Source organism: Kurthia sp. 11kri321, from assembly GCF_001534765.1.
Lineage (GTDB): Bacteria > Bacillota > Bacilli > Bacillales_A > Planococcaceae > Kurthia > Kurthia gibsonii.
This window is the reverse complement of record NZ_CP013217.1, coordinates 1666666-1692924: the sequence shown is the minus strand read 5'-3', so window position 1 is coordinate 1692924 and position 26259 is coordinate 1666666. Positions and strand designations below refer to the sequence as shown.

Below are 26259 nucleotides of genomic sequence, written 5' to 3'. Positions count from 1 at the left end.
AACAAAAAGTTCGTTTTCCAATACATAGTTGTAAAGAGAATGTAATATAAATGTAAAAATGTTCTACAGATTTTCAATTTAATAATGATATAATATGATGGATTAATTATAATCTTATATAATTATTAATTTTATATGTATGGAAAAATGACGTTTTGTTTGAAAACTAGGAGAGATTAGATGTTTATATTAGAGCAAAATAAAAACACCTTTCATATTACATTAGAAGAATTATCACAAGGTGCTTATCAATATATACTTTTAAAAAATCGTGAGTGTGTCATCACGATTCCAATCACTTCTTTACAAGTGACGATTGAAGAAAGATATTTTGAACAATGGTTTGAACAATATGGCACAACAGATGCTATTTTAACAATTGCATATTTATACCCTTTAGAAGACGAGGAACAGGCTTTACGTAAAGATCGTGTGGTTGAAGTAGATGGCGAATTATTTGAACAACGCTATCGTTTATTTAAACCTCATCGCATGCAATTGGAGTTAAAAGACTTACATACATTTCAGTTGAATGGACATACAATCGATCCGCACTTTACAAAAGAAGGTTACTTGGTCTTTTCTTTTGATGCAAATAAGCGTGCAACAGATTATTATGCAGCGCGTAAACTAACAAAAATTCACCCAACAAAAGATTATTTACATTTACAAGCTCAGCTCTCTGTTCGTAACTTACCGCTGACTTCGATTGAATTAGAATTACAGTCGCGTAACACAGGTGAGAGTAGTTTTGTAGGTGTGGAAGCAAAGCTTGTAAAAATGCAAAAGAAAAAAAGTGGTTATGTCTATCACTATGAATTAAATGTGAAGGCACAAGAGAGTATTCGAACTCTTTTAAAAATAGTTAATGCGCAGTTTGATGAAGATGTATGGGATTTATGGTGGGTGTTACGCCAAAAAGATGTTCAAGATGTAGCACGCGTACGTTGTGGTATGCCACGAATTATTGTAGAACAGTTGATGAAAGGGCAAATTAATATTGCAGATAGTCAATATGTACATAATTTCGTCCCATATCTAACAGTAAAGGGACGAAATCTATCGTTCTTTTATAATCAATATACAAAAGAAGAATTTGAGATGTATCAAAAAGTATTGAAAAAAGGTCGCGTAAAAAAAGCGAATGAGCGTCCAATTTGGATTGTTGGGGAGCGTCCGTACAAAGCACAGGATAATGGTTTACGCTTCTTCGAGTATTTGCGAACACAGCATCCAGAGATTGATGCGTATTATATCATTCGAGAAGATTCGCCAGAACGCGTGAATGTAGAACCATATGGTAATTTACTTGACTATCGTTCAAAAGAACATTTTGATTTACTTGTAAAAGCAGATTATATTTGTGGAACACATCATCCAGATTTCTTGTATCCAAATCGTTCAAAAGAGTTTATGAAGTGTATTCGTGCAAAGCAAATCTTTTTACAACATGGTGTATTAGGTGTGAAAAATATTTCAGGATTTTACAGTAAAAAGATGAAAGATTTCCAAACCGATCTATTTATTACATCATCTGAACGTGAAAAAGATATTGTAGTACGCGATTTGAACTATGAAGAATACGAAGTAGCTGTAACAGGCTTACCTCGCTTTTCCCGTCTTTTTACAGATGATATTGAAGTGAAAAAACAAGTACTAATCATTCCAACTTGGCGCGATTGGCTGACGACGAATGATAAATTTTTAAAATCTGAGTATTTAGAGCGCTATACAGAACTACTTCATAATGATCGACTACTTGCACTGAAAAATCAGGGAGTAGAATTACTATTCTGTTTACATCCAAATATGCAACAATTCGTTGATTACTTTGATATACCAGAAGAAATTACAGTTATTCGTCAAGGAGACCGCTTAGTACAAGATTTATTAAAAGAGAGTGCGCTACTAATTACCGACTATTCGAGTGTAGCATTCGACTTTAGTTTCCTTCATAAACCTGTTATTTATTATCAATTTGATCGCGATCATTTCCTCGGAAAGTATCCATCGCATCTAGATATTGATGCGACATTACCGGGATTTATTACAGATGATGGTGAAGAAGTGGTAAATGAAACATTGCGTTCATATGAAGCTAATTTCCAAATGTCAGATCATTATAAAGAGTTAGCCAATCAGTTTATTGCAAATCGTGATGTGTACTCGAATGATCGAATTTTTGAAGCGATTCAAAAAATGCCAAAGAAAAAACCAATATATGACACGCTTAAACATCATCAAGTATATGATGCGAGTATGAGGAAATTTAGAAAAAGTAAGAAGTATTTTTCAGCAATGCGCAAAATGTATAAAGTGATGTCGAAAACACTGAAAAAAGATCCGAAACTCATTTTATTTGAAAGTGGTGTAGGAAAACAAATTTCAGATAGCCCTAAAAATATTTACGATGAGCTGGTAAAACGAAACTCAGATTATCGTTATATCTGGGTTTACAATGGTAAAGATGAATTTAAAAAATCACATACGAAAGTGATTAAACGTCTAAGTCCTGAGTATTTTTATTACTTAGCGAAAGCGAAGTTTTGGATTAATAATCAGAACTTCCCGAGCTATTTAAAGAAAAACTCAAAACAGACCTATATTCAGACATGGCATGGTACACCATTGAAAAAAATGCAAAATGATGTAGAGGACTTTAAAGGCAAAGATCCTGGTTACTTAGCACGTGTAAACCAAGCGGTGAAGCAGTGGGACTATTTAATTTCGCCAAGTCCATATGCGACAAAAGCTTTCCGCAGTGCTTTCCAATTCAAAAAAGAAGTTTTAGAGGTGGGTTATCCACGTAATGATATTTTTTATCATCCAGAGGAGCAGAAACAGTATATTGAACAAGTGCGTTTGAAATACAACATTCCAAAAGATAAAAAGGTATTATTATATGCACCGACATTTAGAGATGATGATTTAGATGAGAATGGTAAACATATATTTAATATGCAGCTAGATTTGCAAAAACTATACGAACAGTTTGGCGATGAGTATGTTATTTTAATGCGTACACATGTTATTGTAGGGAATCGTTTACCAATCCCACTTGAATATCGTCATTTTGTTATAAATGTATCACGTTATCATGACATTCAGCATTTGTATTTAATTGCAGATGTATGTATGACAGATTATTCTTCTGTTATGTTTGATTTTGCTCATACACGCCGTCCACTGCTATTCTTTACGTATGACTTTGATCATTATAAAGAGAATTTACGTGGTTTCTATATGGACTTTGAAAAAGAAGCACCGGGTCCTTTACTACGTAATACAGATGATTTAGTAGATGCACTATCGAATATAGAAGAAATGACGAAAACGTATGCAGAAAAATATGCAGCTTTCCATGAAAAATACTGTGGTCTAGAAGATGGACATGCAGCAGAGAAAATCGTAGATAGTTTTTTCCCAGATGCACGTAAATAATAAAAACGGAGATGAGCTTAATCGCTCACTCCGTTTTTTTCTGCCTCTAATGCGAGTAAATATTTTTTGCGTTCGATGCCACCACCATATCCACCGAGATCACCATTTTGTTGAATAACGCGATGACAGGGGATGATGATGGCAATTTGATTTGCACCGTTTGCATTACCAATCGCTCGAACACTTGTGGGTCGATTAATGTTATGTGCAATTCCTGTGTAAGAAGTCGTCTCCCCGTAAGGAATTTGTTCAAGTGCATGCCAGACCTCTTGCTGAAAAGGTGTACCAATATACATGAGTGGAACAGAAAATTGTGTACGCTGTTCATTAAAATATTGCTCTAATTCTGTTGTGGTTTGTTTATGAATAGACGTGTTTCCTACTAAAATTCGTGCATCATATCGTATACGAAGACGTTCAATTTCTTTTTCTAAACCACGTCGGTCGATAAATTCTAGTAAATAGAGTGCTTCTTCTGTAGAAATGGCAATCATACGCCCAATTGGTGTTGCTAACATATTCATATAGAGAATGATTGAATTTGCTTTTTTAGGTGGGTTCCCCATAATTTTTGAGAACGCATCGTGGAATGCGCTTGAGGATTCATAGCCTGTTGCGAGTTGTTGATTTATAACTGTTTCACCTTGTGTAATTTCTTTGAACGCAATGCCCATACGTCGTGCGCGTGCATATTGTACAAAGGTCATACCATATACTTCTTTGAATTTTCGTCTTGCAGTTGCCGAGTGGACACCAAGTGCTTGAAAATCAGCTTCTTTCCAGCGACGTGCAGGATCAGCTTCTACTGCTTCAACCAGATTGCGCACTTCTGCTGGAATCTGTTGTGGATAGAAGAGCGGATGACATCTTTTACAAGGACGATAGCCAGATAGAAGTGCTTCTTCAGCTGTATGAAAAAATGTACAGTTTTCAAATTTCGGTTTTTTCGCTGTACATGTCGCATGACAGAAAATACCTGTTGTACGAATGCCTGCAAAGAAAATACCGTCATATGCAGGATTTTTATTTAATAAAGCTTCATAATACTCTCGTTGTAAAGCAGGGTCTGTAATCATTTAACACGCCTCTTTTCGATAGAAGATACATTCATTATAAAGAAAATGAATAGAAAAAACGCCCGAAAAATGAACAACTAATTTTAAAATTTATATGGAATGGATAATAGAAGTGGATTTTTAGGGAATAAGAAAAATAAATTCAAGAGAAGAAAGGAGAAATGGCAGATGAATAAATATGGTGTTTTCTCGGTCGTTCTTTTTATTATCGCAACGCTTGTTTATCTTACGTCAATTTTCGTTTCAGATAAACTTTTCCCTGATCCTGTGCTTATTCTATTAACAATTATTGTCCCTTTCATTGGAATTTTGTGCGCATTAAAAGATACGAACAAGACACGAGCATTTGGTGTCGTAGCAAATTCACTTGTCCTTATATTTTCAGGCATTATCCCTGCACTTGTCACATTGTTTAAAACATTATTTTAAAATGGGAAGGGGAGTGGGCTTCGTCCCAACCTTCTTTTTTCTGTATAATAGATGTGAGGTGAGGAAGATGTACATAAGACAAGTAGAAGAAAAAGATTTACCCATGTTAGTAGAGATTGAACAACAAGGCTTTACACCAGAAGAAGCTGCAACAAAAGAAGCCTTTATTCAGCGCATTCAACAAATTCCAGATACATTTTTAGTAGCAGAAAGTGCTGGAGAAATTGTTGGCTATGTGAATGGACCCGTCATTTCGAAACGGTATATTACAGATGATTTATTTACAGAAACGATGCATAATCCACATGAAGGCGGTTATGCGAGTATTTTGGGTTTAGCTGTTTCAAAAAAAGCACGAAAACAAGGGATTGCAGCAAAGCTATTGAAGGTATTTGAAGAACAAGCAAAGAAACATAAGCGACAAGGTGTTACACTGACCTGTAAAGCAGAGTTAATTCCATTTTATGAGCATCTTGGTTACACAAATGAAGGTATTGCAGAATCAGTGCATGGTGGTGTTGTTTGGTATAACATGGTGAAAGAATTTGTATAGTATGAAAAATTAATTTGAGTATAAGAAAAGCAGAAATCTCCTTTATTGGACGATTTCTGCTTTTTGTTGCAAACTTTAAAAAGAGTGAAACACGGCTCTATTCACATATTATTAAAAACGCTTATAACCTACAAAGTGTGATTGCCAGTAGCTATTTGTAATATCATCAATTTGAACATGTGTACCAGAAGCGCTAACCATTTTGCCATCGCCAATGTAGAAACCTACATGTGAAATACCTGATTTATATGTTCCTTCGAAGAATACTAAATCACCGTATTGTGGAGTTGTTACTTTTGTGCCAAGTGTATAATAACCAGCAGCAGAAGTACGACCATAATTGAATCCAGCTTGTTTAAATGCATAATCAATTAAACCAGAACAATCAAAACCTTGACTTGGAGAAGAACCGCCAAATACATATGGAACACCAACTTGTGTTAATGCCGCTTTAGTTGCAGCAACAAGTGTACTTGATTGGCTTGGTGCTTGTTGTGTTTGTTGATTGTTTTGCTGTGTATTTTGTTGCGTATTTTGTGTTGAAGTTGTTGGATTACTTGTTTGTACCACTTGATTAGATGGTGCTTGTGATGCTGAAGCACCACGTACTTTTAATGTTTGACCTACATAAATCATTGTAGAAGATAGATTATTATTTTCCATTAATTGTGTGTAAGTTGTATTGTGTGCTTGCGCAATTTTAGATAATGTATCACCTTTTACAACTGTGTACGTACCAGAAGTTGTATTTGCTGGCTTTGAAATAGTTGTTGTTTGATTATTCGTTGTTGTTTGATTCGTTGTAGTCGTTTGTTGTTTTGAACCACTTACTTTTAACGTCTGACCAGGATAGATCATTGTAGAAGAAAGATTGTTTAACGACATAATTTGTTGATACGATGTACCATATTTTTGTGCAATTTTAGATAATGTGTCACCTGATACAACTTTATATGTATCTTGCATTGTTGTTTTTTGAGCCGTTGTTTGAGCTTGCTTCGATGGAAGCGTTTTAGAAAGTTCGTATTGTAATGCTTGTTTTTGAACTTGTTGTTGCTGCTCTTGTTTCATTTCTTGACCGCTATTTGCCATTGCATTTGCATCAGTTTGACCTGTTAGTGAAGATATAAATAAAGTTGAGCCTAATGTTAAAGAGGCTACAATTGTTTGCTTTTTCATTGAAAATAAACACTCCTACTTATTCATTTTTTGGAACAACTCTATCTTAACAGGTAAATATAACAAATAGATGATGTAAACATGTTATTTTCATAACTATTATATTAAAATAAGACGAAAATATAAAAAATATAACAAAAATATATCTTTTTTAACAAATAATACACGAAAAAAGCAATATAAAGTTATTTAAATAAAATAAAAAATCATCTGCATAAAGAGCCAGATGATTTTTTTAGTTATACAAGTGTTTGTTGTGCATCTTCTTCATCAATTGTTGTTTCAAATAGTTCCATGTCATCGTGAGAAAGTGCCACAGGTTCGTCGTCTAAACTCGCTTCTTTTTCGGTTTTACCACCTAAATAATTACGTCCATATGAAGCATTTGTTTCGAGTAAGTCTTTAATGTCGATCCCAGTGGTTTCTTTTAATGATTTTTGTACCATCGACATAACGCCAACTGTGTTTCCAGCAACGCCTTGCACACCGCCACCTTCACCGCCAAAGTCCATTACTTGTACATTTTTAATAGAAGCAAGTGGTTCTGCAACTGCGCGAGCAAAATCAGGAAGGGCTTTAATGAACATTTCAGCAATTGCCGCTTCACCGTATTCTTTCATGGCTTCAGCTTTCTTTTTAATAGCTTCCGCTTCCGCAATACCTTTATCACGAATCGCATCAATTTCAATTTGATTTTTACGTGCAATGGCGTCGTTTTCTACTTTTAATTGTAACTCTTTTGAACGAGATTCGGCTTCCGCTTGACGCTCTGCAATACGTGCTTTTGCATCATTAGCGATGACTTCTTTTTCAGAAGCAATTTGTGCGTCAATAATTGCTTGTTGCTTTGCTAATTCTTTTAATTCTAGTTGTGCTTTTTCACGTTCACGCTTCGCCTGTGTTTCTTTTTCAATTAAGTCCAGTTCTAGTTCAGCTTGTTTTTTCTCATAGGCTTGTTTTGCAATCGCTCGCTGTTCGTTTAGTTCACGTTCACGTTTTGTTTTTTCTAATTCTAAGTCGTTTTGTGATTTCGTCTGTTCTAATTGTAAATCGGTGTGTTGACGCGTGATTTCAATGTTTGATTCACTTTTTGCACGTTCTGTTAACTGGGCATTTGTCGCCTTGTTTTCTTCAATTTGACGTTCTGCATCTGAGCGTGCGTTTTGTGCTTGTTTAGAAGACTCTGCCAGTTTTGTAATTCCTAAATTCTTTAAAAAACCGAGTTCAGAATCATATTCGTCTGCATCGAGTACGCGGTCAAGAGAGAAATTGACCACATTAAAGCCCATAGATTGTAAGTCGGATTCTGACTTTTCTTGTACAACTTGAATAAAGTTTTCGCGTGCATTGTTTACTTCAAGTGCACCTTGTTCTGCTACTGTTGTGCGCAATTTACCTTCTAAAATAACACGTAATTCTTTAGAAATTTCGTCAGGTGCTTTTCCCATGAACTGCTCAGCAAACTTAATGACAGCTTCTAGTTCATCGGCTACTTTAATTGTAGAAGTTGCATGAACGGTAATAGGTACTTCGTCTTTTGTGAGAATACCTTCTGCTTTTAATGGAATTTGGAATGAATTGAGAGAAATCGTATGTGCAGATTGAAAAGGAGTAACGAGAACAGTGCCACCACGTACAACACGCAAGCGACGTCCATCTCTTATGTAGACACCAGGGTCGCCTTCTTTTCCGACGTTTTTCCCTGAAATAATGAGTGCTTCATTTGGTGCAACTTTTTTATAGCCAAATTTAAAAACCATACAAGAACCTCCATAAAAAGTTTTTTAAGGAAAAAATATCCTTACTATAAGGTTAGTGGAAGAAGAGGAGGGCGTCAACATGAAAAAAGGCACCTTTTTACAGAGTGCCTCATGTTGTTATGATTGTGTTTGATGATAAGCTTCTAAATCTGCGATTGCTTGTTTGTAAAGCTCTTTTGTAATAGGGTAAGGTGAGCAAGCGATATCAACCGTTGTCAGTGCTTTATCTAAAATACGCTCAACTTCTTCTTCATTTTTCACACCAATTTGTTCAAGTGATACAGATAAATCAACACGACGCATAAAGTCATATAGACGATTACGTGCTTCAATTTGTCCATCCATTGTTAAAAGAAGTAATACACCATAACATACGATTTCACCATGTAAGTGTGATTCACAGCCTTCGACCACAGTAGAACCATAGTAGAATGAATGGGCTGCATTTGAATTGTAGTCGTTGTCGACTAATACCGATGTTAAAGCAGTTGTCATTAAGATATCCAAAGCCACTTGTTCTAAAGCGAAAGATGTTTTGTTTTCTGTACAAGAATCAAGTGCATCTTTGCCATATGTCATTAAGCGATCCGCACTATTTTGTGCCACTTGAACGCCAAGTGCATCGGTATAAGCAAGTGTTTTACCGCGCGAAGAAAAAGCAGATTCATATTCTTTTGAAATGGCATCTGCAATTCCAGCCCACAAATAAACGCTAGGTGCTTCTGCAATAATCTCTGTATCAATGAAGCAATGTTTTGGCGGGGCATTTAAAAAGAATAGTCCATCCATTTCACCAGTTGCTTTATACATCACTGATACAGCAGTATTTGGCGCACAGTTTGAAGCAATCGTTGGGAATGTGAAAACAGGTTTTGCCATACGTTCAGCAAGCGTTTTTACAGTATCTACTGCACGCCCCCCACCAACTGCGAAGATCAAGTCTGCTTCTTGTACAGTCGGGATTGCTTGTAACCGCTCGACATGTTCATAGGTTGCATCGTCACCATAAACTTGTACATCCGTTAAAATAAAGTCAGTTTTTGCTAATGAAGCTTTGATTTTGTCGATACTTTTTTCTAAAGCCGTTTGACCACCAATAATGGCGACCTTTGTTCCAAATGTGTGACAGATTGCACCAATTGCATCATATGCATCTGTTCCAATCGTATAGTTTGGTAAAAATACGCTATTTGCCATCTGAGTTGCACTTCCTTTTTTTATTAAGTTATATCATCATAACATAAAAGCAATTGAATTTTCAGTATTTTTAAAAAATAAGATCTATATTTCAACTCATGGGTATAGTTTATTTTAGCTTTAAAAGACCGATATGAATTTTGTAATACACTATTACACGAAAGAAAGAGGAGAGCATATGAAGAAATTTTTAGCAGTTGGACTTGCAACAACGTTATTATTATCAGCAGGTGCACAAGTAGATGCCAAACCAAAATTTATTGATAAAAATAAAAATGGCATCGAAGATAAATGGGAAAAGAAGTACAAATTAAAAGGTAAAAATGTCGCAAAATTAGATACAGATAAAGATGGTCTAAACAACTTTGTTGAGTATAAGTTAAGTTTAAATCCAACGAAAAAAGATACGAATAAAAACGGTGTAGCAGATGCATTAGAAGATACAGACCGCGATGGAATCAGTAATGCGACTGAACTTGATTTAGGTTTAAAACCATATACTGCATATAGTAAAAGTAAAAAAGTAAAAGATGGTAACTTAAAAGATACAGATGGTGTGAAATGGTCTGAAAAAGTACGTGAACTTGAAATTTCTGTTGAGTCAGGCAAAAAAGAATTTGAGCTAGAGTACGAAAAGAAAAAAGGCAAAGCGAAAATCAAATTAAAACAAAAAGGTTATAATTTAGATCAAGCGACAGTTCGTGCACTTGTAACAGATTTACAAAAAGCAATTGACGATAACTTAACAGAAGATCAAATTTTAGATTTAATCCAATCACGTTTTGAGTTAACAGACACATACGAAATTGAAGTAGAACTTGAGTACATGAATGGCGATGAATTCGAAATCGAACGCGAAGTTGAAGTGGATGATGAAGACGACGCAGATGATGAAGAAATGATTGATGAAGATGACCAAGACGATGAAGATCAAGACGAAGACCAAGATGTAGTGGTAGAAGTACCGGCTGTTTAATAGAAGATAAAACAGGGGTTGCATATATTGCAGTTCCTGTTTTTTAAATTTTCGCAATAATTTTATTTGAAACGATAAAAGAGTGGTACAGAGATAGTAAGCGCTTTAAAGTAGTTAATAGTACATATTTGATTTTTTAGATGGATATTTTGAGCAATAAAATGTTTTTTTACTCAAAAATCCGATATACTATAGATATTAAATAAGTACAGTTGGAAAGAAGTGTTATAACAGATGACAAAAGAAATTTTGAACTTTGTTGATGAAATTCAAAGTCAATTGATGTATGACTTAGTAGATGGTGAATCGAATTTAGAACAGATTGCACAGCGTTTAATGGAGTGTCACCAAACGAGCACACGCGATATTTGCCAAGCTTATGAAGTCGTAAAACATGAGTTAGTCGGTACATTATAAGTACGTCGAAAAAGCAATTTCAAATGAGATTGCTTTTTTATTATGCTATGATTATAGTACGAATTGAAAATATACAATGAAGGTGAATCAAATGCCAGCACTCACGATGGAACAAGTTTTAACATTGGATGCACATCAAGTGTACACAGTAGAACCCAAAAGAACACTTTTTACATTAGAAAGAATTCGTAAAGAGTTTTTCCAAGAGGAACTGGGTGAGTTGATGCAAGGAATTACAGAAGCCTCTTCAAAAGCAGCAGCGATTTCGCATCTATCTAAAAAATATGCACAGTTTATCGCGATGCAATTTTATATGCTGACAGCGTATGATGAGATTTGGGACGGAGATGAACGTGATTTACAATTTGATGTAACAGAGGGGAACGGGGTCTTCACTGTCTGCATGTTCGCAAATCCTAATGATTGGCGCTATGTACAAGAGGGCGACCGAGCATCCGTAATGAAATGGATTTTGTGGAAACAATGCTATGAAATTATTCAGGCGCTACGTAATACGACAAGCATTTCACCGAAAGTATTGTGGGACAATCTGTTTGTCCAATTAACGATTACATATGCAAAATTACTGGAAGACCCGATGCTAGCTGATCGTGCAATGGACGATTTAGAAATGCTAGAAAGCGCAGAAGTATGGTCCATTTTCACAGACCACTCACTTTATTTGGATTATACCAAAGGACGAGCACCACAAGATTTAGTCGGACAACCGATTCGCAAAAGTTGTTGTCTGTCAAAAGATATACCGGGTGTAGGAGAATGTGGCTATTGCCCACTTGCCAATTAAAAGGAGCGTAACTACATGATTCGTAAAGAGAAAAAACAAGATGCAGAACAAATTAGTGTCTTATTGCAACGAGCATTTCAAACAGATCCACATAGTAATCAGAAAGAGCATGAACTCGTTGAAAAGTTGCGTGTAACGGATGCCTATATCGATGATTTAGCACTCGTGTATGTTGAACAAGACAAAATTATTGGATTTATTATGTACACAGAATGTTTTATTGGTGATTTTCCAGTACTCGCTTTAGGACCGCTCGCTGTTTTACCAGAGAAACAAGGACAGGGCATTGGTACACAGTTAATGGAAGCATCTATTGAACGTGCGAAATGGAGTGGGTTTGCAGCAGTTGTTGTATTGGGACATGCTGATTATTATGCGCGCTTTGGTTTTGAACGCGCCGATCAATACGGCATTCAAGCACCATTTGACGTACCACTTGAAAATTACCGTGTGCTGCCACTATATAAAGGCGCATTAACGGATATATCAGGTGTTGTAACTTACGCGCAACCATTTTATGAAGAATGAAGAGTTGGGGAAACCCAGCTCTTTTGTTTTGGAAAAAATGAAAATTAATATTGCTGAAAGGGACAAACTCGCGTGCGAAAGGGAATCGCCGCTGTTGAAAGGGACAAACTCGCGCGCGAAAGGGAATCACCGCTGTTGAAAGGGACAAACTGTCGCGCGAAAGGGAATCGCCGCTGTTGAAAGGAACAAACTCGCGCGCGAAAGGGAATCACCGCTGTTGAAAGGGACAAACTGTCGCGCGAAAGGGAATCGTGTCTGTTGAAAGGGACAAACTGTCGCGCGAAAGGGGATCGTGTCCGTTGAAAGGGACAAATCCTCGTGCGAAAGGGAATCGTGCCTGTTGAAAGGGACAAACTGTCGCGCGAAAGGGAATCGCCGCTGTTGAAAGGGACAAACTCGCGCACGAAAGGGAATCGCCGCTGTTGAAAGGGACAAACTCACGCGTGAAAGGGAATCGCCGCTGTTGAAAGGGACAAACTCGCGCACGAAAGGGAATCACCGCTGTTGAAAGGGACAAACTCATGCGTGAAAGGGAATCGCCGCTGTTGAAAGGGACAAACTCACGCGCGAAAGGGAATCGTGCCCATTGAAAGGGAATCCCACCTGTTAAATGGGGTATCTTGCTCTAGTACTCGACATAATAAACAAAGAAAATTAAATATTTTCTGAAAATTGGTTGACTTTGCTTTTTTAATGGTATATTATTCTAAACAATCAGATAATTCAAACAAGCAAAGATTGAAAGTAGTAGAGAAATGTTCCATCTTTAGAGAGCTAACGGTTGGTGAAAGTTAGTGATGCGCATTCTTGAACTCGTTCATGAGCACATAACCTGAACAATCGAGTAAGGTTATACGGATTCCTCCGTTATCAGGATTAAGGTGAGAATCTTAAATAAGTGGGATTGTGTGATGCAATCCAAGTAGAGTGGTACCGCGAGTAATGTCTCGTCTCTAGTAGCTAGCGATAGCTATATAGAGGCGGGACTTTTTTTATTATACAGAAAAGAGGGAAAAATTATGTCGAAAAAAATCTGGCTATTTGATACAACATTACGTGATGGAGAACAAGTTCCGGGAGCGAAATTGAACTTATACGAAAAATTAGAAGTGGCACATCAATTAAAAAAATTACAAGTAGATATTATCGAAGCAGGGTTCCCCGCTTCATCAGAAGGTGACTTCAATGCAGTAAAGCAAATCGCACAAAAAGTTGGAAATACAGATGATATTATGATCACAGCTTTAGCGCGTGCAGTGAAAGCGGATATTGATTCAGTTTACAATGCTGTAAAATACGCAGAAAATCCAATGATTCACATGGTACTTGGTACATCGGATATTCACGTAGAGAAAAAATTCTCAAAATCAAAAGATCAAATTCTACAAATTGGTGTAGATGCAGTAAAATACGCAAAAACACTTTTACCACAAGTACAATATTCAACAGAAGATGCATCGCGTTCTGATTTTGAATATCTATGGAAAACAATTGAAGCTGTTATGAAAGCTGGCGCAACGATGATTAATGTACCAGATACTGTTGGTTATGCAGTACCAGAAGAATTCGGTGAAATGATTGGTAAATTAAATGATCGTATGAAAAACTTAGATGATTCTGTATTACTAAGTGTTCACTGTCATAACGACTTAGGTATGGCGACAGCGAATACACTTGCGGCAATTAAAAATGGTGCGGATAAAGTAGAGTGTACAATTAATGGAATCGGTGAGCGTGCGGGTAACGCAGCACTTGAAGAAGTCGTGATGGCACTATCAACACGTTCAAATTATTTCAATGCACATACCCGAGTCAACAAGAAAGAGATTATGAACACATCGCGCATCGTTTCGAGCTTAATGGGACTTGATGTACAAGTAAATAAAGCAATCACAGGCGACAATGCCTTTGCGCATTCATCTGGTATTCACCAAGATGGTCTATTAAAATCACGTGATGCTTATGAAATCGTGAGCCCAACAGAGGTTGGTTTAGACGATATGGAATTAGTATTAACAGCTCGTTCTGGTCGTCATGCGGTGAAAAATGCACTTGAAAACTTAGCGTTAGGCAACTTAACACCAGATCAATTTGAAGAGGTTTTTGCGGATTTCTTAAAGTTGGCTGATACGAAAAAAGAAGTGTATAACCATGACCTATTCATTTTAGTAGAAAATTATTTCAAACGTACAAATGAAGATGCAAAAGTTGCGCTTCATAGTGATGCTTTCTACCACTTAGAAGACATTCAAGTGATTTCGAATCAAATCTTCCCGTCTGCAAGTGTGAAGGTACGTCGCGGTGAGGAAGTACTGAAAGCAGCGACAGTTGGCTCAGGTTCAATTGATGCATTGTATTCAGCGCTACAAGAAGTAACAGCATTCGAAGTAAAGCTACTTGAATACAAAATTTCAAGTGTGACACGCGGTAAAGAAGCTATCGGTAAAGTGAAGTTACAAGTTGAATATGAAGGCGAAACATATATTGCAAAAGCTTCTGATACAGATGTCATTAAAGCGAGTGCACTTGCTTATATTAATGCGATTAATACGATTGTTGTCGATCAGTTCATCTCGATTCCAGAACCTGTTTAAAAAATCGCTTGACTTTCCAATTGTTGTCATAGATGATAGGTGTGTACTAACAATTAAATACACAAACAATCACTACTAGGGGTGCCATATAGAATTGGCTGAGAGAGCAGTAGCTTAACCCTCTAACTTGATACAGTTCGCACTGTCGTAAGGAAGAAGTGACATTTTTAGCATATTATTTGCAGGTCATTCTCCGTCTTTTACGATTTTCGTAATGCGGTGAGTGGCCTTTTTGTTTCCTTCGTGTTTGTGAAAAGGGAGAGAAAAAAGATGAAGTTTTCAGAGCAATTAATTGAGGAAATTCGACCGATTTGGCGTGCAAATCACGCACATCCATTCGTACAAGGAATTGGTCACGGAACATTAGAACCAGAGAAATTTCGTCACTACATGATTCAAGATTATTTATATTTAATTCAATATGCAAAAGTGTTTGCGATTGGGATTCAAAAAGCACGCGATTTAGATGTTATGACACGCTTGTCAGCTTCAGTCCATCATACGCTATCAATTGAGATGGCACTGCATCGTAAATATGCAGAGCGTTTTGGGATTTCAGAGCAAGAGATGCGTGAAGCAAAAGAAGCGCCGACAACGATAGCTTATACTCGTTATATGTTATCAGAAGCGCAGAATGGCTCACTTGCGCATGTGATCGCAGCTATCTTACCATGTGCTTGGAGCTATTTAGAGATTGGACGTGAACTCGCACAAATTCCTGGAGCTGTCGATCATCCACTTTACGGTGACTGGGTGCGTATGTATAGTGAACCGGCATTTGAACATAGCGCACAAAATATGATTGATTTGATGGATGAGTTAGCAGCTGATTTAACAGGTGATGAACTGGCACATGTTAAAGAAATTTTCTTACAAACAACTCGCTTTGAATATTTGTTCTGGGAGATGGGGAACACAATTTCTCACTGGCCTCAGGAACTTCAAGCTGACAAAATCAGTTCTATATAATAGAATGAACACCCACTGAAATTTATTCGGTGGGTGTTTTTTTATGAATAAGTAGTAATTTTATAAGAAAAAGGGAATAACTAACGGATGTAAAGGAGGGGCGTAAATGAAAAAATGGTTTGTATCACTTTTATCATTCTGTATACTTTTTATGACGTACGCTCCGATGAGTTTTGCTACCACAATGACAACACATGATTTTCGTCATTCAAATTACGATACTTTTTATGAAAATTTAAATGGAAACTGGAACTTTATACGTGGTGAATTGTTTGATCCACAAGATATGAAAGAAGAAATTAAGCTTGGAAACAGCGATATTGTCAAAGTACCTTATATGCTAAATCAGCGTTTAAATATTGACTCTGATCGTGCGACTTATAGTACAACGATTAAAGTTCCTGAATCTTTTGTTGGCCGCTATTTAAAATTTTATATACCTTTTCAATATAGTAGCTATAATTTATATGTAAATAATGTACTTATCAAAGAGAATGGAAGCCTCCTAAAAAGTAATAAGACAGCTGTACAACAAATGAAACCACAAATACCTAGTTTTCGCGTAGATCAAACGACGTTGCAAATTACGTTTCAAATGATTAGTTTTGAGAATGTAAGTGGTGGTTTGAGGAAAAGTATATCTATCGGTAATGAACAAATTATCGTGAAAAAGCAACAGCAACATGAGTTTTGGCAAGTCTTTTTAATTGGCTGTATTACATTAACTGCATGTATTTCATTACTTTTTTATGCATTTAGAAGAAAGCAAAAGGAATTTTTAGCTTATGGCATGTTTTGTGCAGCAACAAGTCTATGGGGTTTTTTCACGGACTATTATTTATATACAGCCTTTTTAAACCAACTAGATTGGAGCGTGGCTCTACGTCTAACATTTATTATGCCTCAAATTGTTATGTTGTTCTATGTAGGCTATGTATATAAAATGTTTAGCGAAGCGGTCCCGAAAAAATTCATTACTTTTTATAACTATATAATGATTGTAATTATTTTCTTTACGGCATTTTCTTCTACGGTCATGTATCAAAAATTATTTAATATTATTTTGATTTTTATGTATGTTTTTTATATCTTTTTACTTGTAAGTGTTATTAGAAAAATAAATTGGCATGATTTGACACAAGTGATTACACTTGTGGGGATACTATTAGTATTTGTAGGGGCCATACATGACATGATTCGCGTTTCGGCAGCTGGAAATTCAATTCATCTTACTTTTATCATGCTAGGCATTTTTATTAGTATCCAGTGTATACTATTTTGTCGGAAATTTGCTCTACAATGGTTACAAGTTGAACAACTGAATAAAGAATTGATTTCCCTCAATGAATCTTTGGATGAAAAAATTCGCATCCGAACGAAACAATTGGAAGAAAGTAATGAAAAATTACGTGAACTAGCTTTATTAGATAGTCTTACAGGAGTTTTTAATCGTCATTATTTAAGTAGTAGTTTAGAAAAGTTATATAAACACTATAAAGACACGAAAGTACCTTTTGCTATTTTAATTTTAGATGTCGATGAGTTTAAAAAATATAATGACTATTATGGTCATATTTTAGGTGACCAACTATTAAAAAACCTTGTAAAAATTTTAACAGATGCGTTACCTGCTCGTGCGGAATTAACGCGTTATGGTGGAGAAGAGTTTGTTGTGTTGTTAGATGCTACGACTTATAGCGAAGCTTTCGATATTGCAGAGTATATGAGAAATGCAGTTGAAAAAGCAGAGCTAGAACATTTAGGGCGTGAATGTAAAGTTGTAACAATTAGTGTAGGAGGAGTTGCGTTGACAGAAGCGCAATTTACTAATACAACTGAATTTGTAAAAATAGCAGACCAACAATTATATGAAGCAAAAAATGCAGGGCGCAACTGTGTTCGAGTAAAAAATTTACATTAGCAAACACAACTTATAGTGTGAGAATTCATGCTGTAAGTTGTGTCTTTTTTAATTGACAGTATTTTTAATCCATGTTATCTTTAATTCAAGATATTTTAATTCGAGATAAAAGGAGTGGATAAAATGTCAAAAGAATTATCGCTAAAAGCATTGACGGTTCTACTTCGAGCGTCTCAGACAGTTGAAGAAGTATTGCGAAAGGACATGCAACGCTATCAGCTGAATTTAACAGAATTTGCGGTATTAGAATTGCTTTATCATAAAGGAGATCAACCGATTCAACGCATTGGTGAGAAGATTTTAATTACGAGTGGCAGTATCACATATGTTGTTGATAAATTACAACAAAAAGGCTATGTCGAGCGCGTAGCCTGTCCAACCGATCGACGCGTCACGTTTGCAGCACTTACAGAAGAAGGATGCTCATTTATTGAACGTATTTTTCCACAACATGAAGCATTAGTTGAAAAGCTATTTAATGTTGTAGATGAACATGAAAAACAGCAACTCATTACAGCTTTAAAAACAGTAGGATTACACGCCAAAAATATGTAATTAACGGAGGAAATAATCATGAATCAACAATTAAAAGGTATCCATCACGTCACAGCTATTACAAGTAGCGCAGAAAAAAACTACGAATTTTTTACGAATGTATTAGGTATGCGTTTAGTGAAAAAAACAGTCAATCAAGATGATATTCAAACATACCATACATTCTTTACGGATGATCGAGGTTCAGCTGGAACAGATATGACATTCTTTGACTTCCCAGGAATTCCAAAAGGAACACATGGTACAAACGAGATTTCACGTACAGGTTTCCGTGTACCAGATGATGCAGCACTTGAATATTGGGCAAAACGCTTTACACGTTTAGGTGTAAAACACGACGGTATTCAAACACAATTTGGTGTAAAAGTATTACCATTTACTGATTTTGATGATCAACGATACCAACTTGTATCAGATGAACATAATGAAGGGATTAAAAGTGGTACACCATGGCAAAACGGTCCAATCCCACTTGAATATGCGATTACTGGTTTAGGACCAATCGAAATTACCATTGCTGATTTTAAATATTTTAAAATGATGCTAGAACAAGCACTATTATTTAAAGAAGTCGCACAAGAAGGAGACTTCCATCTATTTGAAGTAGGAACAGGCGGAAATGGTGCGCGTGTTATTGTGAAACACGATGAAACATCACCAAATGGTCGACAAGGTTTTGGAACTGTTCACCATGCGGCGTTCCGAGTAGAGGACCGTGAAGTGTTAGACTACTGGACAAAACGAATGGAAGAAATCGGATTTAATACATCGGGTTATGTGAATCGTCACTTCTTTGAATCACTTTATGCACGTGTAGCACAAGGCATTCTATTTGAGTTCGCAACGGACGGTCCAGGATTTATGGGAGATGAACCTTATGAAACATTGGGTGAAAAATTATCACTTCCACCATTCTTAGAACCAAAACGTGATTATATCGAAAGTGTTGTTCGTCATTTTGATACAGTGCGCTCAACAAAAACATTTGAAAAAGAATACGAATAATGAACAAGCGAGAATCATCTTTATAGGTGATTCTCTTTTTTTATATTAAATTTCTTCTGAAAGGGTAAAGGTATAGCAGTTATAACCAAATAGCGTTTTAATCCTGAATCCAATCGGGTAAAAGGTTATAGATTAGAGTATTAAAAAAGAGATGGAGGGGGGATTCGATGATTTATACTGTTACATTTGCACCGTCAATTGACTACATTCCATATGTAGATGATTTTCAAGCGAATACGTTAAACCGTGCAAAAGAAGTAAGTTATTACCCTGGTGGTAAAGGCATTAATATTTCACGTGTACTCAAACGAATGGAAGTAGACGCTACAGCACTTGGTTTTGTCGGTGGATTTACAGGTGATTATATTCAACAGTTTTTACAAAGAGAACAAGTACCTTCTGCATTCATTCAAGTAGATAGTGTAACGCGGATTAATGTCAAAATTAAATCACAGCAAGAGACGGAACTGAATGGCCCAGCACCCACACTGCAAAGTCAAGAAATAGAGCAACTACTACATTTTCTACAATTACACGCAAAAGAAGATGATTGGATTGTAGTCTCAGGAAGTATTCCAGAAACGGTGACGGATGAGTTCTTTGAACAACTTCAAAAAAGTTGTGCATTAACCGGTGCAAAGTGGGTACTCGATACGTCAGGACCACGCTTAAAACAACTTTTACAATATCAACCGTACTTTATTAAACCGAATCAGCACGAGTTAGGTGAATTAGTAGGAGATACAATCGACACATTGGAACAAGCTGTAGCACATGCAAAAAAATTAACAGAACAAGATGTATCACTTGTAATTGTATCGCTTGGTGGTGAAGGTGCAGTATGTGTGAGTAGTGACACACAATTTCTGGCAAAAGCTCCTAAAGGACAAGTTGTCAATACAGTAGGAGCTGGCGATTCACTTGTGGCAGGTATGGTTGCTCAATTAGCACAACAGCAAAGTTTACAAGATGCATTCCGTTACGGCGTTGCTTCAGGTAGTGCTACAGCTTTTAAAGAAGATTTATGCCATAAAGAAGAAGTAGAAAAACTCGTTCCACAAGTCGAAATTCAAACAATTTAAGAGGTGAAACGCATGAAAATTACAGAATTGATGCCTCTCGATACGATACAATTATCGCTGTCAGGTGGCACAAAAGGAGAGGTACTTGCAGAATTAGCAGATGTACTCGATCATGCAGGAAGGCTAAATAATCGAGATGACTTTTTAGCCGCAATTTTAAAGCGTGAAGAAGAAAGTACAACTGGTGTTGGTGATGGTATTGCGATTCCACATGCGAAAACAGCCGCTGTAAAAACTCCGACAATTGCTTTTGGGCGTAGTGAAAAAGGTGTGGATTATGCTTCGTTAGATGGTAAAAATGCGGACTTATTCTTTATGATTGCAGCGACAGACGGTGCAGGACAATTTCATTTAGAAGCATTATCTCGCTTAGCAGGGTTTTTAATGGATTCTAACTTTACAACTCGTCTACGTGAAGCGAAAACGAAGGAAGAAGTTTTATCGATTATTGAAGAAAAAGAAACAAATGAAGAAAAGCCCAAGCAAGCGACTACTACTTCAAGTGAACAACAAACAACAGGGAAGAAGGTTAAAATTCTTGCTGTAACAGCTTGTCCAACAGGTATTGCGCATACCTATATGGCAGCTGAAAAATTAGAAAATGTCGCAAAAGAAAAAGGAATCGACATTAAAGTTGAAACAAACGGTTCAAGTGGTGCACAAAATGTACTTACAAAAGCTGAAATTGAAGAAGCAGATGCGATTATTGTAGCAGCGGATACAAAAGTCGAGATGGCTCGTTTTGATGGTAAAAAAGTAATTCAAGTACCTGTTTCAAAAGCGATTTATGAAACAGATCAATTATTAGAGCGTGCAGTAGAAGGAAATGCTTCTATCTTCCATTCTGACTCAGGAAAATCAACAGATGAACAAGACGGCGATGAGAAAAAAGGAATTGGATCTCAAATTTATAAACACTTAATGAATGGTGTATCGAACATGTTGCCATTCGTTGTCGGTGGTGGTATTTTAATTGCTTTATCTTTCTTCTGGGGTGTTAATTCTGCAGATAAAGATAGCTCACAATTTAACCAATTCGCCTATATGCTAAAAACTATTGGTGGCGATAATGCCTTCTATTTAATCGTTCCCGTATTAGCAGGATTTATCGCAATGAGTATTGCAGACAGGCCAGGTTTTGCACCAGGTATGGTAGCAGGTTTACTTGCTATCACAGTTCAAAATAGCGAAGGAGCCAACTCAGGTTTCTTAGGTGGTTTGATCGCAGGTTTCTTAGCTGGTTATGTAGTAGAAGGCTTGAAAATTGTATTCAAAAAATTACCGAAATCTTTTGATGGATTAAAGCCAATTTTGCTATATCCAGTGTTTGGTATAGCGATATCCGGTATTGTTATGATGTTACTAAATCCACAATTAACGAAATTATATACCGCATTCTCGTCATTGCTTAATTCGTTGAATGGTTCAAACGCGATTATTTTAGGAATGGTTTTAGGTGCGATGATGGCATTTGACTTGGGTGGTCCACTTAATAAGGCAGCCTATACATTTGGTATTGCTATGCTTGAGGCAGGGAACTATGAAATTATGGCAGCTGTAATGGCTGGTGGTATGGTTCCGCCACTTGGCGTCGCTTTAGCAACAACAATCTTTAAAAATAAATTTACAAAAGCGGAACGTGAAACAGGTAAAACAAGTTATATTTTAGGTGCTTGTTTCATATCAGAAGGTGCGATTCCTTTCGCAGCGAGTGACCCACTACGTATGATTCCATCGTTCGTTGTCGGTGCAGCGATTACAGGTGGTTTATCGATGGCATTTAATATTGGATTACCTGTACCACATGGTGGGATTTTCGTTATTCCACTCGTTGAAAATGGTGTCGGCCAAATGTTGTTATATGTAACAAGTATCATTATTGGTGCAGTTGTATCTGCAATGATGATTGGACTATTAAAGAAAAAAGCAAAAACAGCTTAATAAAAAAGAGTGGAATCATAAGGTTACCCCTATCTGATTTCACTCTTTTTTTATTCTTGTCGCCACAGTGTCCCTGTTACCAGTGGTTGAAAACAAGCGATATTCCTATGAAAATCTTCTTCATTTTTTTCATGTAAACAATGAGCAAGTGTCTCTAAATAAGGGGTCGGCTGATCGACTAAAGTAGCTACTTCTAATAATTCATCAATCAAATAAGCATCTTGATTGGAAGGTATTTTTTGATAGGGAAGTAATAACTTTTCAATAATTGGCATCATTTCGGTTTTTTTGGTATCAGAATCAATTATTAATGCGGCATAATCCAGTTCGGATGTCTTTGCTAACGTAATGTTGTATTTTTTAGCTATCCGTACAATTTCATCTACTAAATGAATGGAGGATTGTAAAGCAATAGGATGATGTAAAATATCGCCATATAAACAATTTAAAGCACTGGCTAATCGGTCGATTGCTCCAGAGAAGATAGCTTGTGTCCATTTAATATCAAAAGCAGTACGTACAATTTGTGTACAGCCTATGGTGTCTAATACACTTTTTACTTCTTCTGCGTAATAAAAGTAAGATGGATGACTATCATATAAGTCAAAAGCAACTTGGTTGAGAGAAGTGTGCGGTGAAGTGACGACAACTTGGTGATGCTGTTTGACATAAGTTTCAAATTTACAAACAGCTGAAAGGACTGGAAAGTTTTGAAACGATTGAATTAACTCCCAATCCGAAAGATTTTCTTGAAATGATACGATAAAGCACCTTTGCTGTAGCGTAGACTTTAGAATAGGTAAAATATTTTTATTATAAAAGGGATGAGCAAATAAAAATACGAAATCATAATCAGAGGCACATGCTTCAATTGGTTTCACAACGAAATTTGTAAGAAAAGTTGTACTTGAGTAAATCGTAACTCCACGTGACTGAATTTGCTCAAGCGGTTCCATCGGCACATCGAGAATTGTCACGTCTGGATAAATTTTTTGTAAATAGGCTGCAACAGTTAAACCTTTTCCTGTAGCGCCAATGATCGCAATTTTCATCTAAAATCTCCTTTATCGCTTCATTAATTAGAGAAAAGAAAAACTGCCTGAGCAATCAGTGCTGCAGGCAGTTTTTTAGAGCGGTGGGTTATCATTGAGTACATCTTCACTAACGCCTTCGTATTCCGCTTCTACATTATCTTCCGAATCGTCGTCACTTACGACGTCATCTAGCACTGTATCATATAGTTCCGTATCTTTATCATATACGCGTTGTGGATTTTCTTTTAAAATCGGTTCGTCTGGTAAAATATCTTTATCTTTTTTCATGATGAAAACTCCCTTCATATAGAGTAATTCCCCAAAAATTTAAAGATAAGCCCTGTATTTGTTGTTTTCCTTTGATATAATATAAGAACAAATATTCGGAAAGGTTGGCGTATATGCAAGTAGAAGAATTATTAAATGATTTAACGATGCGCGCGATGAATAATCAACAGCAGCGTGTCTCCATTAAATGCCGTACATTTATGAAAAAGCTCGGCTACCAAACACGTTCGAAAAAGCGAGTGGAAGAAGTAGAACAGGCAATTCGTTCTTCTAAGTTGACATTACGTTTACCAGAAGAAGTAGAGAGTTGGTCAGCCATTTCTCCAGATGATTCACTTCATTTTTACATAGAAAAACAAGTACAGATGATTCGAAAAGCGCAGCACACACCACCACTTCCATATGCTTTTCAGGCAGAAGCTATTCACCGTTTACATCAAATGCGAAAAAAGACTTCTTTTAAAGGACTTGTTGTACTACCAACAGGTGGAGGGAAAACGACGACTGCGGTTCGCTGGCTATGGGAAGCAGCATTAGTGAGAGGGAAAAAGGTATTGTGGCTTGCGCATCGCCATGAATTATTAAATCAAGCCTATGCGACATTTTGTCAATACGCACAGTGCGATATAACCTATCGAATAGTGTCGGGTGTACATGATTCAGCTCGTTTAATTCAAGATGAACAATTACTCATTGCGAGTAAAGATAGTTTAGTACATCATGAAGCAATTTTAAGTAGTTGGTTAGCCGACGAACAAGAGGTCTATGTCGTAGTCGATGAGGCACATCATGCGACCTCTACAACATATAAAACATTACTCTCACATATAGAACGTCAAGGTGCTCGCATGTATCTACTTGGGCTTACAGCGACACCATTTCGAACAGCCGAAAGTGAACAAGGTGCATTACGTGCTTTATTTACAGATGGTATTTTTTACAAAAAAGATTTGAAACATTTAATTGCCAATGGTATTTTAGCAGCACCACATTTTCATTCATTGCAAACAGATGTGGTAGTTCAAACAGTATTGAACGAAGAACAGTGGCGAACACTTCAACAACTAGATCAACTACCTGAATTAATTATGCAGCAACTTGTAGCGAATCAACCACGAAATCACATGATTGTACAACAATATGTTCAGCGTCAAAAACAATATGGTAAAACCATTCTATTTGCGATGAATCGATTGCATGCTTTAACTCTTGCACAAGTTTTTAAACAATATGGTATAGATGCACGTGTCGTCATTTCAAATCATGAAACATCCATAGAAAACCAACAGACCATTCAAGCATTTAGAGAAAACGTATTTCCTGTTTTAATTAATGTGGCGATTTTAACAGAAGGAGCAGATTTTCCAGATGTTCAGACTGTCTTTTTAACACGTCCTACTGTATCTGCAATTCTGATGACACAGATGGTTGGAAGAGCGTTACGAGGTGTTGCAGCAGGTGGAACAAAAGAAGCGTATATTGTTAGTTTTATTGATGAATGGGCTGAGAAAATTGCATGGTCTAATCCGCGCGTATTACTGGCTGGCGAAAATTTAGAGCCGATTCCATCTGAGCAGCTACCACTTCAAATGACACAAATGATTTCAGCAAAAATGGTGGAACAAGTGGCGCAGAGACTACAAGATCAAGCGCCAATTGAAGAACGAACATTTGAGCAAAGTGTGCCAAAAGGTATTTATTCATTACGTTATATCCATGAAGAGCGCGCGATTTCAGAAAATATTTTAGTTTATGAAAGTGATGTAGAAGACTACGAAGCGATGTTTCGATTTTTACCTACGTATTGTGTACAGCAGGGGCTACATGCAAATTTAGAACGCCGCGCATTACGTGCGTATGCTGAAGAATTAGAAATGCAATTTTTCATTCAAGACCAATTAAGTCCGATGTATGATATTTGGGACCTTGTCACGCTCATCCATTACTATTTAGTAACAGGTGAATGTCCGAAACTACTAGTATTTAAAGAGCGACAACAAATTAATGTGACGGATTTAGCTAAAAAAATTATGAAACAAAACATGAGCTACAGAGAACAGCAGCAGTATGTTCTTGAAAATTGGGAGCAGCATCCATTCTTGCGTATTTTTTTCGATGATCAATTTTTATACTATAAAAAATGTATTCAAACCGAGCTTATTTTATTAGAACATACCCAACAAAGCTTAGATGAAGAAGCCTTTCGAGACACACCACTCAACCAATTGGAACGACAGCATCATGCCATTTGGCGTAAAATCGTCTATCGCGTTTTTGAAGAAAATCAAAAACGATATGGTCAATATACATGTGTGAAAACAGGTTATACAAGCAATGAAAAAATCGATTTTCATATTGCATATAAAGTTTCATTAAAAAGAGGCGGCACAACAACCGTTGATAATTTAACGCTCGTTTATAAAAAATATATACAAGAAAAAAGTTCGAGACGCACGTGAAAACGTTGCTCGAACTTTTTTTATTTGGTGAATGACCCGTTTGAGTGGAC

At 36.5% G+C, this 26259-nt stretch carries 21 protein-coding genes, 1 riboswitch and 1 other annotated feature; of the genes, 15 read left to right on the top strand and 6 right to left on the bottom strand.

All coding sequences use genetic code 11. The features are described from left to right. Positions 1–180 precede the first annotated feature (180 nt). On the top strand, positions 181–3441 hold the full coding sequence (locus tag ASO14_RS08730) for a CDP-glycerol glycerophosphotransferase family protein (RefSeq protein ID WP_068453920.1): 3261 nt from the start codon (positions 181–183) through the stop codon (positions 3439–3441). Between the two features lie 17 nt (positions 3442–3458). Here ASO14_RS08730 and ASO14_RS08725 read toward each other — a convergent pair whose 3' ends face one another. Further along, positions 3459–4517: a bifunctional transcriptional activator/DNA repair enzyme AdaA gene (locus tag ASO14_RS08725; RefSeq protein ID WP_068453919.1), complete on the bottom strand. Its 1059-nt coding sequence runs from the start codon at positions 4515–4517 to the stop codon at positions 3459–3461. A gap of 168 nt (positions 4518–4685) precedes the next feature. Here ASO14_RS08725 and ASO14_RS08720 point away from each other — a divergent pair, with 168 nt between their 5' ends. After that, positions 4686–4946, top strand: coding sequence for a hypothetical protein (locus ASO14_RS08720; protein ID WP_068453917.1), 261 nt, complete (start codon positions 4686–4688; stop codon positions 4944–4946). Positions 4947–5013: 67 nt separating this feature from the next. Continuing rightward, positions 5014–5499 (top strand): GNAT family N-acetyltransferase, encoded by a 486-nt coding sequence (locus ASO14_RS08715; protein WP_068453915.1) that lies wholly within the window; start codon positions 5014–5016, stop codon positions 5497–5499. A gap of 111 nt (positions 5500–5610) precedes the next feature. Here ASO14_RS08715 and ASO14_RS08710 read toward each other — a convergent pair whose 3' ends face one another. From ASO14_RS08710 to ASO14_RS08700, 3 genes are all read right to left on the bottom strand, one after another. Further along, the gene (locus ASO14_RS08710; RefSeq protein WP_068453913.1) at positions 5611–6678 is read right to left on the bottom strand and encodes a C40 family peptidase; all 1068 of its coding nucleotides are present in this window, start codon (positions 6676–6678) and stop codon (positions 5611–5613) included. 239 nt (positions 6679–6917) lie between these two features. Next, the gene (locus tag ASO14_RS08705) at positions 6918–8438 is read right to left on the bottom strand and encodes a flotillin family protein (RefSeq protein WP_068453912.1); all 1521 of its coding nucleotides are present in this window, start codon (positions 8436–8438) and stop codon (positions 6918–6920) included. 117 nt (positions 8439–8555) lie between these two features. Continuing rightward, complete coding sequence (locus ASO14_RS08700) at positions 8556–9635, bottom strand: iron-containing alcohol dehydrogenase family protein (protein ID WP_068453910.1); 1080 nt, start codon at positions 9633–9635, stop codon at positions 8556–8558. 178 nt (positions 9636–9813) lie between these two features. Here ASO14_RS08700 and ASO14_RS08695 point away from each other — a divergent pair, with 178 nt between their 5' ends. The 11 genes from ASO14_RS08695 to ASO14_RS08645 all read left to right on the top strand — a co-directional run bounded on the left by ASO14_RS08695 (position 9814) and on the right by ASO14_RS08645 (position 22428). Continuing rightward, the gene (locus tag ASO14_RS08695; RefSeq protein WP_068453905.1) at positions 9814–10611 is read left to right on the top strand and encodes a hypothetical protein; all 798 of its coding nucleotides are present in this window, start codon (positions 9814–9816) and stop codon (positions 10609–10611) included. Positions 10612–10845: 234 nt separating this feature from the next. Continuing rightward, positions 10846–11028 (top strand): hypothetical protein, encoded by a 183-nt coding sequence (locus tag ASO14_RS08690; protein WP_068453904.1) that lies wholly within the window; start codon positions 10846–10848, stop codon positions 11026–11028. A gap of 91 nt (positions 11029–11119) precedes the next feature. Then, entirely contained in the window at positions 11120–11833 is a 714-nt protein-coding gene (locus tag ASO14_RS08685; protein ID WP_068453903.1) for a Fe-S oxidoreductase, read from the top strand. Between the two features lie 15 nt (positions 11834–11848). Continuing rightward, positions 11849–12361, top strand: coding sequence for a GNAT family N-acetyltransferase (locus ASO14_RS08680; protein WP_068453902.1), 513 nt, complete (start codon positions 11849–11851; stop codon positions 12359–12361). 725 nt (positions 12362–13086) lie between these two features. Then, positions 13087–13319: a binding site (T-box leader), on the top strand. Between the two features lie 61 nt (positions 13320–13380). After that, positions 13381–14955, top strand: coding sequence for a 2-isopropylmalate synthase (locus ASO14_RS08675; protein WP_068453900.1), 1575 nt, complete (start codon positions 13381–13383; stop codon positions 14953–14955). A gap of 67 nt (positions 14956–15022) precedes the next feature. Next, positions 15023–15126, top strand: a riboswitch (TPP riboswitch). Between the two features lie 99 nt (positions 15127–15225). Beyond that, positions 15226–15924, top strand: coding sequence for a thiaminase II (tenA, locus tag ASO14_RS08670; protein ID WP_068453899.1), 699 nt, complete (start codon positions 15226–15228; stop codon positions 15922–15924). Between the two features lie 106 nt (positions 15925–16030). After that, on the top strand, positions 16031–17845 hold the full coding sequence (locus tag ASO14_RS08665) for a sensor domain-containing diguanylate cyclase (protein WP_068453894.1): 1815 nt from the start codon (positions 16031–16033) through the stop codon (positions 17843–17845). Positions 17846–17968: 123 nt separating this feature from the next. Further along, a complete protein-coding gene (locus tag ASO14_RS08660; protein ID WP_068453892.1) occupies positions 17969–18400 on the top strand; it encodes a MarR family winged helix-turn-helix transcriptional regulator in 432 nt (143 codons plus the stop codon). A gap of 18 nt (positions 18401–18418) precedes the next feature. Further along, a complete protein-coding gene (locus ASO14_RS08655) occupies positions 18419–19405 on the top strand; it encodes a ring-cleaving dioxygenase (RefSeq protein ID WP_068453891.1) in 987 nt (328 codons plus the stop codon). A gap of 167 nt (positions 19406–19572) precedes the next feature. After that, positions 19573–20487: a 1-phosphofructokinase gene (pfkB, locus tag ASO14_RS08650; protein ID WP_068453890.1), complete on the top strand. Its 915-nt coding sequence runs from the start codon at positions 19573–19575 to the stop codon at positions 20485–20487. 12 nt (positions 20488–20499) lie between these two features. Next, a complete protein-coding gene (locus tag ASO14_RS08645; protein ID WP_068453886.1) occupies positions 20500–22428 on the top strand; it encodes a PTS fructose transporter subunit IIABC in 1929 nt (642 codons plus the stop codon). A gap of 50 nt (positions 22429–22478) precedes the next feature. Here the strand turns inward: ASO14_RS08645 and ASO14_RS08640 are convergent, their stop codons facing one another. Further along, complete coding sequence (locus ASO14_RS08640) at positions 22479–23480, bottom strand: ketopantoate reductase family protein (RefSeq protein ID WP_068453884.1); 1002 nt, start codon at positions 23478–23480, stop codon at positions 22479–22481. Between the two features lie 75 nt (positions 23481–23555). Then, positions 23556–23750 carry a hypothetical protein gene (locus ASO14_RS08635; protein WP_068453883.1) on the bottom strand — a complete coding sequence of 65 codons (195 nt, stop codon included), beginning with the start codon at positions 23748–23750 and terminating at the stop codon, positions 23556–23558. Positions 23751–23863: 113 nt separating this feature from the next. On the opposite strand from ASO14_RS08635, the gene ASO14_RS08630 reads away from it, so the two are divergent. After that, positions 23864–26209 carry a DEAD/DEAH box helicase gene (locus ASO14_RS08630; RefSeq protein ID WP_068453880.1) on the top strand — a complete coding sequence of 782 codons (2346 nt, stop codon included), beginning with the start codon at positions 23864–23866 and terminating at the stop codon, positions 26207–26209. Positions 26210–26259: the final 50 nt, after the last annotated feature.

Excerpts from the sequence above, each read along its gene's own strand:
- ASO14_RS08695 (WP_068453905.1), top strand. The coding sequence starts at position 9,814 with ATGAAGAAATTTTTAGCAGTTGGACTTGCAACAACGTTATTATTATCA.
- ASO14_RS08675 (WP_068453900.1), top strand. The coding sequence starts at position 13,381 with ATGTCGAAAAAAATCTGGCTATTTGATACAACATTACGTGATGGAGAA.
- ASO14_RS08720 (WP_068453917.1), top strand. The coding sequence starts at position 4,686 with ATGAATAAATATGGTGTTTTCTCGGTCGTTCTTTTTATTATCGCAACG.
- pfkB (WP_068453890.1), top strand. The coding sequence starts at position 19,573 with ATGATTTATACTGTTACATTTGCACCGTCAATTGACTACATTCCATAT.
- ASO14_RS08700 (WP_068453910.1), bottom strand. The coding sequence starts at position 9,635 with ATGGCAAATAGCGTATTTTTACCAAACTATACGATTGGAACAGATGCA.
- ASO14_RS08715 (WP_068453915.1), top strand. The coding sequence starts at position 5,014 with ATGTACATAAGACAAGTAGAAGAAAAAGATTTACCCATGTTAGTAGAG.
- ASO14_RS08730 (WP_068453920.1), top strand. The coding sequence starts at position 181 with ATGTTTATATTAGAGCAAAATAAAAACACCTTTCATATTACATTAGAA.
- tenA (WP_068453899.1), top strand. The coding sequence starts at position 15,226 with ATGAAGTTTTCAGAGCAATTAATTGAGGAAATTCGACCGATTTGGCGT.
- ASO14_RS08690 (WP_068453904.1), top strand. The coding sequence starts at position 10,846 with ATGACAAAAGAAATTTTGAACTTTGTTGATGAAATTCAAAGTCAATTG.
- ASO14_RS08705 (WP_068453912.1), bottom strand. The coding sequence starts at position 8,438 with ATGGTTTTTAAATTTGGCTATAAAAAAGTTGCACCAAATGAAGCACTC.
- ASO14_RS08665 (WP_068453894.1), top strand. The coding sequence starts at position 16,031 with ATGAAAAAATGGTTTGTATCACTTTTATCATTCTGTATACTTTTTATG.
- ASO14_RS08645 (WP_068453886.1), top strand. The coding sequence starts at position 20,500 with ATGAAAATTACAGAATTGATGCCTCTCGATACGATACAATTATCGCTG.
- ASO14_RS08660 (WP_068453892.1), top strand. The coding sequence starts at position 17,969 with ATGTCAAAAGAATTATCGCTAAAAGCATTGACGGTTCTACTTCGAGCG.
- ASO14_RS08635 (WP_068453883.1), bottom strand. The coding sequence starts at position 23,750 with ATGAAAAAAGATAAAGATATTTTACCAGACGAACCGATTTTAAAAGAA.
- ASO14_RS08685 (WP_068453903.1), top strand. The coding sequence starts at position 11,120 with ATGCCAGCACTCACGATGGAACAAGTTTTAACATTGGATGCACATCAA.
- ASO14_RS08710 (WP_068453913.1), bottom strand. The coding sequence starts at position 6,678 with ATGAAAAAGCAAACAATTGTAGCCTCTTTAACATTAGGCTCAACTTTA.
- ASO14_RS08655 (WP_068453891.1), top strand. The coding sequence starts at position 18,419 with ATGAATCAACAATTAAAAGGTATCCATCACGTCACAGCTATTACAAGT.
- ASO14_RS08725 (WP_068453919.1), bottom strand. The coding sequence starts at position 4,517 with ATGATTACAGACCCTGCTTTACAACGAGAGTATTATGAAGCTTTATTA.
- ASO14_RS08630 (WP_068453880.1), top strand. The coding sequence starts at position 23,864 with ATGCAAGTAGAAGAATTATTAAATGATTTAACGATGCGCGCGATGAAT.
- ASO14_RS08680 (WP_068453902.1), top strand. The coding sequence starts at position 11,849 with ATGATTCGTAAAGAGAAAAAACAAGATGCAGAACAAATTAGTGTCTTA.
- ASO14_RS08640 (WP_068453884.1), bottom strand. The coding sequence starts at position 23,480 with ATGAAAATTGCGATCATTGGCGCTACAGGAAAAGGTTTAACTGTTGCA.